Source organism: Nitrosomonas communis, from assembly GCF_024102715.1.
GTDB lineage: Bacteria > Pseudomonadota > Gammaproteobacteria > Burkholderiales > Nitrosomonadaceae > Nitrosomonas > Nitrosomonas communis_B.
Genome location: NZ_JAGFJM010000105.1, coordinates 1 through 12,809 on the forward strand (window position 1 = coordinate 1; position 12,809 = coordinate 12,809).

A 12,809-nucleotide genomic window follows, 5' to 3' on the forward strand; every position below is an offset into this window, starting at 1 on the left:
TTTCTTGCGCTCAAACAATGGCGTGGTATTGCCACCCGCTATGCCAAGAACCTCTCTTCATTCATCGCCATCGTCCAGATTCGTTGTCTCGCACTATGGCTCAAAGTCTCGTGACGACACTATCTAGGAAAACCTAAGTATACTTTTTGAGAGGCTATATTGCGCTTTTTTCATAGCCATAACCTTTTTATGTATAGCAATATCCAATAACAAGGTGACAAAATTTACTTCCCTTAGCCAGAAGTCAAACTACCAATCATGCTTTGTCATAGCGAGTTTACCTAGAGACTCTGGGAAAAACGCCAGAATTAAAATTTCCCAATGCAAGTTGAGCAAGGTTCGATTCCATTAAATTAGGCAAATGGAAGCCTTGGCATCCCAGACCTGCCTTGATACTGGCTCATAGCTTTTAGTGCAATACTATGAAAAAACCCAGATGAATACCACTGAACAATGATCGACAACCATAGCCGGTACTGGTAAGAACTCAGGCCTAAATGATATGAATGAGATGACGCATTCTCTACATCCGGTATTTTATATATCAAGATAATTTATCATGAATCGGCTGAATCAATTGCGCTCCTTCATTGCTTGATCGCCCTACAGCCGGTGACACTGGCCATAGCTGCAACTGCTCCCCAGAATAGAACTGTAGAAGCGACAATAGAATATCGTCGGATTGCTGGGTTGGGGTCAGCCAGGCATTCCATACTTCAGGCGAAAGAATGACGGGCATGCGATTATGAATCGAGCGCATCAAGGCATTGCTTGCTGTGGTGATGATCGTGCAGCTATCGATAGTTACATCATCGACTATTGCAGTCTCCCATAGCCCTGCAAAGGAAAGTGGACCATCTTTAGCAGAGATATAGAACGGCTGTTTGCTTTTGCCATCTGGCAGCAACTTCCATTCGTAGAAGCCCGAAGCTGGAATGAGACACCGCTGACGACGGAAGGCATGTTTGAACATGGGTTTGATAGCCAGCGATTCAGCGCGGGCATTGAACAGCAAGGGCAGTTTCTTGGTATCTTTAACCCAATGAGGTATTAGCCCCCAACGCATCGTCGATCCCGCCCGACCCTGGTCACTATCACGAATGACCAGAATATCGTCGGTAGGCGCAATGTTATAACGTGGCTCGATCTCCGGTATAGACACCGCATGATACCAATCGGTCAGACTGGAACGAGGATAAGCTAGGGCAAAACGTCCGCACATATATCGTCACATTGTTATTCGTCAAATGAGTGTTTTATACTGTGACTCTCATCATGACCTAAAGCATACACCACGACAACCATTGTATCCCTCGATCCATCAAGTTCATCGACGCTGCCTTTCCTACAGCCAACTGTCATCGATCCGGCTGCAATTGAATCATTTTATGTGACTTAGGTTATATGACAATATTTTTGTTGAACGACTCTGGCGAACAGTTAAGTACGAACTTTTATATACCAGAGAATTCAATAACCTGAAGGAGATAAAACAGAATTTATCGACATGGTTTGAATGGTAGAATCTTGAAGGCTGGCCGTGGAATAGTCATCTGGCAATGACAGGTGATGCGTCAAGAGCTGAATGGTTAACAACGGACTGGATATTATCTTTGTTTGGTAAGCGAAAAAAGATTGCAATGGAGCAATACCGTCAATTCGTCCAGAAAGGCGTGCAGCATCAATCTGAAATATAGTCGAATTTGAAAGATCAGATTTATTTAGGAGATGAAGCTTTCGTCACTGAAATGCGGAAAAGAATTAGGAAAGAAAAAGACGATTTAAATATCCCCAAGCAGCAAAAACAGCCGATGACAAAACCTTTGTCTGAAATTGCAGCGCAATATAAAGACCGCAGCACGGCGATTATTGCTGCTTACAAAACAGGTGTATACAGCCAGCGAGAAATCGGAGCGTTTTATCAATTGCACCCAATGACAACTGGGGCTATTGTTCGTAAGAACAAGCATTCATGATTCTGGACGTGAACATCCCATCTGCGTGTACCCCTTCTGCGTGTTTATCCGGAAAATAGCCTTCCTGCTGCGCCAATCGATGGAATATTGGATAAAATATTTTCCTTGTTGATACAGGCCAAAAGGAACTGCAGCATGTGTAATCGACGTGACCTGACGGGCGCAAACATTCACCTGAATAAAAACCGGAACAAACAGCAGGAGCAGGCAGATTTGGATAAGCGTTCATTTCTAAAACTGGCAGGGGCTTCTGCCATCAGCCTGGGTTTTGCCGGTACAGGAATCGCCAGCGGCATGGAAAACAAAGCCGCAGAGACCCCTGCTCAGACCATTCCCAAACCCGAGAATGTCCTGACGCCTGATCAGGCATTGGAGCGGTTGATGGCAGGAAACGAACGCTATGTTTCAGGCAAATCAGAACCGCTGGATTTTCATGATGTCGAAACCGCGCTCATCAAGGGGCAGAACCCTTACGCAACGATTCTGAGTTGCTCCGATTCCCGGGTAAGTCCCGAACATTGTTTCGATGAAGCGCTGGGCGATTTGTTTGTGGCACGCGTCGCGGGAAACTACTTGACGCACGATAATCTGGCTACCCTGGAATATTCAGTGGCCGTGCTGAATACCCCATTGATCATGGTGCTGGGTCACGAAAGCTGCGGTGCAGTGAAAGCAGCGATCGATGCGGTCGATCATCACCGGGATTTCCCTGGCCACATCCAGCTACTGGCAAGCGCCATCGCACCCGCGGTCAGAGCCGTGAGCGACACCTCCTCCAGCCGCCTGATCAATGTCACCAAAGCAAATATCATCATGACCGTAGAAAAGCTGAGAACCAAAACGCCTGTGCTCGATTATTATCACGATCACAAGAAAATCCGTATTGTTGGCGGTTTATATCATCTGAGTACTGGTAAAGTCGAGTTAATCGCATGAAGTCATTAATCTCAACTATGCTGCAGAATTATGAATGCTTCAGCGCCTGAGGAATAGCTGCTTTTAAATAATAAATCATCGACCACAGCGTCAGAATTGCAGCCAGGTAAATAAGCCAGGTTCCTATTACCTGAGAATCAAACTGCTCTCCGATTTTTTCGTGATAAAGCAGGAGTGGAATCGCAACCATTTGTGAAGCTGTTTTTATTTTTCCCAAAAAAGAAACGGCGACGCTTTTGGCTTTACCGATATGCGCCATCCATTCACGCAAAGCCGAGACGGTAATTTCCCGGCCGATGATAATCAGCGCAATCGGCGCATCCAGCCTTTCCAGGTGCACCAGCACGATTAAGGCAGCTGCGACCATTAATTTATCTGCGACCGGATCAAGAAAAGCGCCAAAGGCCGACATCTGATTAAGCGTGCGGGCTAGATAGCCATCCAGCCAATCAGTGATGGCTGCACTGCTAAAAATGATAGTAGCCACCAGATTCTGGCCGAAGGGCGATAACCAGGTCGGCGGCAAATAAAAAATTCCGACAAATAAAGGAATAGCAAGTATCCGCAGCCATGTCAGCAGATTAGGAAGATTCATTGGCATAATATAAAAAATATCAGTTCTGTTTTTTTAATAAGCAACAGCCATTTCACTACATTTATTTTATGGGCAAGCTCAATGCAGCTCTCGGTATATCCTTTCTGCCAGCGCCCGGCTGATGCCCTCCGCCTGCTGCAACTCCTCCACGCTTGCCGTCAACACACCCTTCAGCCCTCCGAACCGGCCTAACAAACTTTGCCGCCGTTTGGCGCCAACACCAGCAATCTGTTCCAGGCTTGAAAGCGTACGTGCTTTATTGCGCCGAGCACGATGACCCTGAATGGCGAAACGATGTGCTTCATCACGAATCTGTTGGATCAGGTGCAAACCAGCATGATCAGCAGGTAATTTTAACGGCTTTTCAGCCAATGGAAAAATCAATTGCTCCAGACCAGGCTTGCGCCCTTCCCCTTTGGCCACCCCCAAAAAGGGAATATCATTGAGCCCCAGTTCAATCAGCACTTCCTGCGCTGCGCTGACCTGCCCTTTACCGCCATCGATCAGAATCAGATCAGGCAATTTACCCTCCTCTTCAGCCAGCTTGGCATAGCGCCGCAGCAATGCCTGACGCATGGCGCCATAATCATCACCCGGCATAATATCGGTGATGTTGTAACGGCGATACTCGTTGTTACGCAGAGAGAAGTTGTCATAAACCACGCAGGAAGCCACCGTCGCTTCACCCATGGTATGGCTGATATCGAAACACTCGATCCGGCCAAGACTGGGCAGATTCAGGGCAAACTGCAAAGCTTGCACGCGCTCTTCCTGATTGGCTTGCCTTTGCAGTCTCTGCTGCAGCGCCAGGCGTGCATTCTCAGCCGCCATCTTCAACCATACCCGCCGCTCACCGGCCGGATTGAGCACGATAGCGACCTTGCGCCCGGCCTGCTCCGTCAGCAAAGGTTGCAGAATATCCAGGCGGATGTTTTCACCGATGACAATCAGCGGCGGCACCGGCCGATTAAGATAGTGCTGAGTAATGAATGCTTCCAGAATATCCGGCAACTCATAACCCTGCACATTTTGTGGAAAAAAGCTCTTATCGCCCAAATGCCGTCCACCTCTGATCATGACCAGGTTGACGCAGACGCTTTCAATACTCTCATGCAGGGAAACACAGGCGATGACGTCCGCATCCAGCGCTTTGCCGCTATCCACAAACTGTTTCTCCTGGATTTTGCGCAGCGCCTGCATCTGGTCGCGAAAAATCGCGGCCTGCTCATATTCCTGTTGCTCGGAAGCGAGCTGCATTTTTTCAGCAATCTCTTTCAGCACTTCATTCTGCTTGCCTTGTAAAAAAAGGGAAGCACTTTTGACATCTTCACGGTAATCCTCCGGTGAAATCAGGTTGACACAAGGGCCGCTGCAGCGCTTGATCTGATAAAGCAGGCAAGGCCGGGTACGATGATTGAACACACTGTCTTCGCAGGTGCGCAAACGAAATACTTTTTGCAAAAGATGAATGCTTTCTCTGACAACGCCAGCATTGGGAAAAGGGCCAAAATACTGATGCTGGTTTTCCAGCGCACCGCGGTAAAAAGCCAAGCGTGGATAAGCGTGCTGGCTCAGCATCAAATATGGATAAGACTTATCATCCCTGAATAAGATGTTGTAACGAGGCGCCAGGCTCTTGATCAGATTGTTCTCAAGCAACAAGGCTTCTGCTTCCGAACGCGTGACAGTCGTTTCAATTGCCGCAATGTGCGAAACCATGAGCTGGATACGCGGACTCAGATTGGATTTCTGAAAATAGGATGACACCCGTTTCCTGAGATCAATTGCCTTGCCGACGTAAATGACTTCCCCGGCTGCACTCAGCATACGGTACACCCCCGGCAAAGCAGGTAAGGCCGCTGAAAAAACTTTGCCGTCAAACGCGGTTGCTGACAAAATGCTTATTTCCCGTTATTCGTCGTCACCAAGCAATGTTCCGGCAATTGCCCAGTTTTCATGCGGTATCTCATCAAAGGATATATAGGTATAGGACTTGGGTTTATTGCCTACCCGTTCCAAGGTATCGGTAATTTCCTCGGCAATCTGCTTTTTCTGTTCGCGGCTCCATGTGCCAGCAATACGGATATTGACATAGGACATCTTAATCTCTCTCAAAAAGTTAATCAGGTTGGTAATGCCAGATCTGCACACACTCTGGCAATGACTTGCTCGAACATTTCTGCTGTCAAGCGTTTAGTTTGTGTATTGTAACGGCTGCAGTGATAACTGTCATAAAGTCTCAGTCCATTGGGAAGGCTATGAACAGCGCCATGGCGAAAAGGAAAACTTTTCATTGTCAACCCTAAAGCCATCAAGCCAGCCTGATGGGCCACATTACCCAAAGCCAGTACGCCCTGCCCGCCATGCGCGGTAAAATCTGCCAGTTCGGCTGATAAATAGGCGTTACATTGCCGCACTTCGCGTGGCTGCGGCTTATTTGCAGGCGGCAGGCATTTGACAGCATTGGTAATACGACAATTGCGCAAACGTAAATCATCATTCACGGAAATGGATTCGTTATGACTGGCCAGGCCAAATTTGTGCAGCGTCTGGTATAGCAGAATACCGGCAAAATCACCGGTAAATGGTCTACCCGTGCGGTTTGCGCCGTGCATGCCCGGCGCCAGGCCGATGATCAGCAGCTTAGCGGACAAATCACCGAATGCTGGCACCGGTTTGGCATGGTAAGCCGGATATTGGATTCTGACAGTATCCAAAAATTCAGTCAGACGTACACACTGGCGGCAATTCTCGTCAAAGGAGGTTAAAGTGGGATTACAGGTTTTTTGGTGTAAAATGGTCATTTTTTAATAAAAAAACAATGGCAAAAGTTCTCGCAACTGAAATTCGCGTTGGTAACCTGATCGAATGGGACAAGCGCATCTGGCGTGTACTGAAATGTTACCATGTTCATGTTGGCGGCCGTGGTGGCGCATTCATGCAGGTGGAGATGAAAGATATCGAAGCAGGCACTAAAACCAATCAGCGTATACGTACTGAAGACAAGGTCGAACGCACCATTGTCGAGCCTCGTGAAATGGTCTTTCTTTATCAGGAAGGCAGCGATTATATCTTTATGGACAAGCAAACCTACGAGCAAATGAGTTTGTCACAAGACTTTCTTGAGGGGCAAAGCGAATATCTGCTGCCCAATACGGAGGTACTGGTTAACTTCCATCATGATCGCCCGATAGGCGTACAGCTTCCCCCTAGCGTGATACTCACCGTAGTCGATACCGAGCCGATTCTCAAAGGCGCAACGGCCACCAGCTCCTATAAACCTGCCACCACGGAGACAGGATTGGTCGTCATGGTACCCTCTTTTGTGTTACAGGGTGAAAAAATTAAGGTCAATACTGATAATGGTGAATATATCGAGCGCATTTAGATAATTCATCATTCATAAGATTGAAATATTAATCTGCCAAACTTGATATGAATGGCCGGGGATTAGGTTTAGGCGATATTGCATTGTTACCTCCTGTCAATGACAATCGATTGCTTAACCCGATCTCCTGTTAATTCCTCAATTTCCTTCCATGCTGTCCGCTGGACCCTGCTGGTGTTGTGTATTGCATTGAATTTGTTTTGCCACACGCCTGCTGCTGCACAGACGATACAAAATGCGGACAAACAATCAGAGCCGACTATCATCAAGCTCTCCGCACCCAAATCTGTCAAGAAACTCATAAAAAAACACCTCACATTTCCTGATGAACCTTTTGCCAGTGACACAGCGCAAGCAGCTTATGCCCGCAAGGCAAAACAGGAAATCAAAGAGCTACTCGCAACCGAGGGTTATTTCACTCCTGTCGTTACCCTGGAAAGTGGTGTAAATGGAGAAAAACTGATCCTGAAGGTAGTTCCGGGAGCGCAGACAAAAGTGACCGAAGTCACCATCGAATTTCAGGGTGATCTGGCCGTTGAAACACCCGAGCATCACCAGCGAGTAGAACAATTACGCAGGCATTGGCAACTGGGAGCGGGCGAGCCATTTCGCACTGCAGTCTGGGAAGAGGCCAAAGCAGCCTTGCTCGCCAGCGTTGCGGAAAGGGAATATGCTGCTGCCCAGATTACCAGCAGTCAGGCCGAAGTTGATCCTGCAACAGCCAGTGCCAAATTGCACATCGTGATCGATTCAGGGCCGGTATTCTACTTCGGCGACTTACAGATTAGCGGACTGACGCGGTACGATCAAAGCATAATAAGCAACTACGCACCTTTCCAAAAGGGCGATCCTTATCGCCGGGATAAACTGCTTGCTTTCCAGACCACGTTACAGAATATCCCTCACCTTAGTTCGGTCTCAATCAGTATCCACCCCGATATTGCGTCTCACCAGGCCATTCCGGTAGAAGTCATCCTGACTGAGGCTCGCTCGCAGCAAATCGCTGTAGGCGTTGGCTATAGTACCAACACGGGCGCCAGAGGAGAAATTAATTACCGTAATTACAATTTTCTGAACCGGGCACTGAGTATGAGCAGCCTGCTGCGTTATGAGCAAAAGCGCCAGCTCTTCTCGACAAGAATCGACACCATCCCGGATGAAAACAATTATCTCTATAGCCTGGGAGCAAAAATCGAACGGACCGACATCGAAGATTTGAAAACATTCAATCAGAGAGTCGGTCTTACCCGCGAACGCATCACCGAAAAAATGCGCACACAGGTCGGTATTGCCTGGCAAAGGGAAGAAAGACAGCCGGCAGGCGCACCCGATACCACAACCTATGCGTTAGCACTGGACACGTGGTGGCGCTACCATAATGTAGACAATCCGCTACATGCCAGACGGGGTCATATTTCAGAAATACGCATTGGCGGCGGCAGCCAATATATGCTCTCGAAACGGGATTTCGTGCGCACTTATGCGCGCCATCAACATTGGTGGCCAATTGGAGCGCGTGATGTGCTATTTCTGCGGGCAGAAATTGGCTATACCATAGCCTCATCCCGTGACGGCATTCCTCAGGAATATTTATTCCGTGCAGGCGGCATCAATTCAGTGCGGGGATATGATTTTCTCAGCCTGGGGGTGCGTGAAGGTAATGCTATTGTTGGTGGACGCGCACTTGGTACTGGCACCCTTGAATATGTACGCTGGTTTACCGAGAAGTGGGGAGCTGCCTTGTTCACAGATGTTGGTGATGCAGCAGACTCCTGGCAGTCTTTCAAACCATCATTCGGCTATGGTAGTGGTATCCGCTGGCGCAGCCCTGCCGGCCCGCTGGCACTCGATTTAGCCAGACGGCACGATACTGGCACACTACGGGTACATTTCTCCATTGCAGTCGCTTTCTAGTCAGTTGAAAAAATGAGCAAACAGCATACCGATGCCAACCCCAACCAGAACAAAGATAGCAAAAGATCGTGGTTACTGATTTTCGTCCTTTTTCTGACCATTACCCTGACTGCAGGCGGCATTTGGATAACAAGCAGTAACTCCGGCCTGCGGTTCCTGCTGTCCATAGTATCGCGCGTCAGCGGTGACAGTATTCTGTTTGAGCATGTTAATGGCACGCTACGCGCATTAAGCGTGCAAAAAATGAGCTATAACAGTGACGATCTCCGCGTCAACATTAACGGCATTGAGCTGCAGTGGCAGCCCCAGCTCCTATTTTCCAGGCAATTATCGATCACAATGCTGACAGCCAATGCGATCGAGATACAGTCGTCACCTGCTACAGAATCAACCGAGGAACCATTCACTCTGCCCGAGAGCTTGCAGCTGCCGCTGTCACTGTCGCTGCATAAACTGGAAATCGGCACCTTGCAAATGCTGACGATAGGCCAGGAAACACCTGATTTAACAGTTACCAACATTACCACCCAGCTGCAAAGTGATGCTCATCGCCATCTTCTGCAGCAAATCTCGCTCGAGCTGGAATTGGGAAAGCTGACTGGATCACTGCTGCTAAGCACAGAGCGGCCTTTTAATGTGAATGCCCAGGTGACGCTGGACAATCAGCAACATGCTGCCACCAATACCGAGATGCCAGTGACCGCCGTTTCAATCGATCTAACCGGCAGTCTTGAAGAAATCAATGGGAATATCACCGCAATGAGCGCAGGTGCTCAAGGCAAGGGAGAATTTATATTGCATCCGTTTGCGGCCATGCCGCTTGCCACGCTCCAATTATCAATAGCGCAACTGAATCCGCAAGCCTTTTTGGCTGATATGCCTAAAGCCAATCTGTCCATCCAGGCAGATTTAAACGAAGACACTGCTGGAAAGCTGCAAGGCAGCATGATTATTAAAAATAGTCTCCCCCAACCATTGGATCAAAACGGTTTACCTGTGATGGAAATACGGGCGCAACCTTGCATTTCGCCGCATGAAATCCGGCTTGATGAGATGGTTCTGAAAACGGCCGGTAACGCAACCATTAGCGGCCGTATCGCCTGGCAACGAGCGCAAGCAACAGGATCTGTCGATCTCAAAGTGAATCAGCTTAATCCTGCCGCCCTGGATACGCGTCTGCAAGCAGCAAAAATCAATGGTTATCTCAAACTCACTGGCGACACCGCAACCCAGCAAGGAACGATTTCACTCCGTGACAAGGCATTATCGCTTGAAATGAACTTGACTCGTACCGAAACTACCGTAAGTTTGGAAAAATTCACCCTGCGCCATCATGCTTCTACCCTGACTGGGCAAGGTCAGCTCGCTCTGAAAGAATCCCAATCCTTTCATTTTGAAGGCACGCTCAGCCGGTTTGATCTTGCTTCATTCATACAGGCGCCTCAGTCAAATTTGAACGCCACGCTCAAATTGACAGGGAACCTTGCGCCGCAAGTCAGCGGTGCCATTGATTTTACCATCGCAAAAAGCCAGTTCGCCAGGCAACCAGTTATGGGCAAAGGTCAAATATCATTTGATGCTGTCAAGCGCATCAAAAGTGAAATCAACTTGCAGATAGGCAGCAATCAACTCAGTACCAAAGGTGCTTTTGGTAACAAAGGTGACCAGCTACTACTGAATATTGCCGCACCTGCGCTGGCACAACTGGGGTTAGATATGCAAGGCGATCTTAATGCGCAGATCACCCTGGCAGACACGTTAGAGTCGCCTCGATTACTCATCGCAAGTAGCGCAAAACGCTTAACATTTAGCGGCAAGCAGCAACTATCAGATTTCACCATTACTGGCAACCTGCACAAAACAGCTGTGGCGCTTGCAATCAAAATGGCGAACTATCGTTCGAATAGTGAAGATTATCTGCAAAACTTAACAATCGCATTGGCTGGCAATCAAGCCCGGCATACGCTGAGCATAGAAACAGGTTTGCCGCAGGATTCGCATCTTGTATTCCAGACTACAGGCAAACTCGTTCTTCCTACAGAAAATCTACAGAATTTTCAGTGGCATGGTGCGCTGGAAAAATTATCGGCAACAGGCTTCCTGCCTTTTCACCTGCTTAATCAGCCTACACTTAGCATCAGTCAAAAACGGATTTCTTTAGAATCGACCCGCATCGCTGTCGCTGAAGGTGAAATCAGCATACTCGATGCCCATTGGACCCCGCAGCAGTGGTCAACTCGTGGCACATTAGCAGGCATTACCCTGCAATCAGAAAATGCGCCTGTGCAAAACGGTACAGCCCTGCAACTGGGAGGTGAATGGGATATCACTGCCAGCAAGCAATTGAAAGGTCATCTACGTATCGCCCGCGAAAAAGGCGATTGGGCGTTTTTACTGGATGATGCTCCTATTCAACTGGGCTTGCAGCAATTGCAATTCGATGCCCGTGCGCAGGATGGTAACCTGACGGCAGGTCTGGTGATTCGTGGTGAACGCACGGGAGAAACAATGGCAAATGCAACGCTCCCTTTAGTCCATAAAAATGGCAACTGGCAAATAGCACATGAGCTACCGTTGAGTGGCAAAATGAACTTCAGCATTGCCGATTTATCCTGGATTGGGCCGCTAGTGAACAGCAACTTAAAAAGCAGCGGACAGCTTTCCATGCAAGCCAATGTATCCGGCACTTTTGATCACCCTCGCTTAGACGGGACCATCCTCGGGGAAGAACTTGCGCTTGCCCTGCTGGATGAGGGCATCCATTTACAGCAAGGAAATCTTAAAGCCCATTTTGATCAAACCTCATTGCAAATCAATACCCTCACGTTCACTTCGCCTCATCAAGCCCCCCCCAAGGATCGCCTCTTGTCCAAGATAAAACTGGCCAAAGACTCGGGTCAGCTTGCGGTAACAGGTGCCATCGATTATCAAGATCAGCGCAGTTATTTAACCATTGCAATCGATCACCTGCCTTTGGCGCAACAGCCTGATCGATGGATCATTGTTTCCGGTAATGGCCAGGTAAGTTTGCATAAGCAACAACTTGCCATCGATGGCAAGCTAACTACGGATGCCGGCTTCTTACTCCAGCCTGAGGCTGGAAAACCGCAACTATCCGATGATGTCATTATTATCACTGGGGAGTCTGCTCCCCCTGCCGACGCTGAGAAACTCCTGGTCAATCTCAATGCCACCCTGGATTTAGGTGAATATTTCTACTTGCGTGCTTCCGGCTTGGAAGGCCGTCTAGCCGGGCAGTTGCAGTTAAGCAGCAAACCAGGGCGGGCACTGAGTGCAATTGGAACAATTAGCGCACGTGATACAGTCTTTAACGCCTATGGTCAGCAGTTAACGGTACAGCGTGGTATCGTCAGTTTTGACGGTCCGCTGGGCGATCCTGCCCTCAACGTCCTGGCAGTACGCAAAAATTTACCTGTCGAAGCAGGTGTTCAAGTGACCGGTTCAGTCCGCAATCCGATCATTAAACTGGTATCTACGCCTAACGTCCCTGATTCTGAAAAATTATCCTGGATTGTACTGGGACGTGCATCCGATGCCAGCGGGATGGATACTTCGCTATTGCTCGCTGCCGCCAGCTCCATCTTGAGCGGGCAATCCGGCGGTGGTGTGATTGATCAGATTGGCCAGGCGCTGGGTGTGGATGAATTTTCGATTAGGCAACAGACAACCAGCGGCACATTCGGCAGTCCAATCGGCAGTACAACCGGCAGTACAACCGGCAGTACAACAGACAGTGCATTAGGCAGCCAGATCGGTGTCATTGGCAAACGTCTTTCCACGCGCGCCTATCTGAGTTATGAACGAGGACTCACTACTGCCGCCGCTGGCATCACCAAACTCACCTATAGTCTGACGCGACATATTACTATCGTAACGCGTGCGGGTGACGATAATGCAATCGATCTGTACTATACCTTCCAGTATGATTGAGAATTTGCAAAAAACCTGGATTAAAAACATCCACCCCTCGCACGTACCT

General features: G+C 48.6%; 11 protein-coding genes and 1 pseudogene. 7 read left to right on the forward strand and 5 right to left on the reverse strand.

Annotated elements, in window-relative coordinates; genetic code table 11:
* Nucleotides 1–114, forward strand: a pseudogene (locus tag J5I83_RS10025) (IS5/IS1182 family transposase); the annotation flags it as partial.
* A 430-nt stretch (nt 115–544) separates the two neighbouring features.
* Here the strand turns inward: J5I83_RS10025 and J5I83_RS10030 are convergent.
* Entirely contained in the window at nt 545–1,222 is a 678-nt protein-coding gene (locus J5I83_RS10030) for an SOS response-associated peptidase (protein WP_304055580.1), read from the reverse strand.
* Between the two features lie 190 nt (nt 1,223–1,412).
* Between J5I83_RS10030 and J5I83_RS14570 the strand changes: the two genes are divergently transcribed.
* From J5I83_RS14570 to J5I83_RS10040, 3 genes are all read left to right on the forward strand, one after another.
* A complete protein-coding gene (locus J5I83_RS14570; RefSeq protein ID WP_369683419.1) occupies nt 1,413–1,523 on the forward strand; it encodes an integrase core domain-containing protein in 111 nt (36 codons plus the stop codon).
* 180 nt (nt 1,524–1,703) lie between these two features.
* Nucleotides 1,704–1,976, forward strand: a complete 273-nt coding sequence (locus J5I83_RS10035) for a hypothetical protein (RefSeq protein ID WP_304055582.1) — start codon at nt 1,704–1,706, stop codon at nt 1,974–1,976.
* Between the two features lie 135 nt (nt 1,977–2,111).
* A complete protein-coding gene (locus J5I83_RS10040; protein ID WP_304055584.1) occupies nt 2,112–2,912 on the forward strand; it encodes a carbonic anhydrase in 801 nt (266 codons plus the stop codon).
* 28 nt (nt 2,913–2,940) lie between these two features.
* Here the strand turns inward: J5I83_RS10040 and pgsA are convergent, their stop codons facing one another.
* The 4 genes from pgsA to J5I83_RS10060 all read right to left on the reverse strand — a co-directional run bounded on the left by pgsA (nt 2,941) and on the right by J5I83_RS10060 (nt 6,311).
* A complete protein-coding gene (gene pgsA, locus J5I83_RS10045) occupies nt 2,941–3,513 on the reverse strand; it encodes a CDP-diacylglycerol--glycerol-3-phosphate 3-phosphatidyltransferase (protein ID WP_304055586.1) in 573 nt (190 codons plus the stop codon).
* A gap of 72 nt (nt 3,514–3,585) precedes the next feature.
* Nucleotides 3,586–5,403 carry an excinuclease ABC subunit UvrC gene (gene uvrC, locus J5I83_RS10050; protein ID WP_304055588.1) on the reverse strand — a complete coding sequence of 606 codons (1,818 nt, stop codon included), beginning with the start codon at nt 5,401–5,403 and terminating at the stop codon, nt 3,586–3,588.
* Nucleotides 5,404–5,418: 15 nt separating this feature from the next.
* Nucleotides 5,419–5,607, reverse strand: a complete 189-nt coding sequence (locus J5I83_RS10055; RefSeq protein WP_304055590.1) for a 4-oxalocrotonate tautomerase family protein — start codon at nt 5,605–5,607, stop codon at nt 5,419–5,421.
* Nucleotides 5,608–5,630: 23 nt separating this feature from the next.
* The gene (locus J5I83_RS10060) at nt 5,631–6,311 is read right to left on the reverse strand and encodes a uracil-DNA glycosylase (protein WP_304055591.1); all 681 of its coding nucleotides are present in this window, start codon (nt 6,309–6,311) and stop codon (nt 5,631–5,633) included.
* A gap of 17 nt (nt 6,312–6,328) precedes the next feature.
* On the opposite strand from J5I83_RS10060, the gene efp reads away from it, so the two are divergent.
* The 3 genes from efp (at nt 6,329) to J5I83_RS10075 (ending at nt 12,760) form a co-directional block, all read left to right on the forward strand.
* Nucleotides 6,329–6,895 (forward strand): elongation factor P, encoded by a 567-nt coding sequence (efp, locus tag J5I83_RS10065; protein WP_304055592.1) that lies wholly within the window; start codon nt 6,329–6,331, stop codon nt 6,893–6,895.
* 99 nt (nt 6,896–6,994) lie between these two features.
* On the forward strand, nt 6,995–8,809 hold the full coding sequence (locus tag J5I83_RS10070; protein ID WP_304055593.1) for an autotransporter assembly complex family protein: 1,815 nt from the start codon (nt 6,995–6,997) through the stop codon (nt 8,807–8,809).
* A 12-nt stretch (nt 8,810–8,821) separates the two neighbouring features.
* Nucleotides 8,822–12,760 (forward strand): translocation/assembly module TamB domain-containing protein, encoded by a 3,939-nt coding sequence (locus tag J5I83_RS10075; protein ID WP_304055595.1) that lies wholly within the window; start codon nt 8,822–8,824, stop codon nt 12,758–12,760.
* Nucleotides 12,761–12,809: the final 49 nt, after the last annotated feature.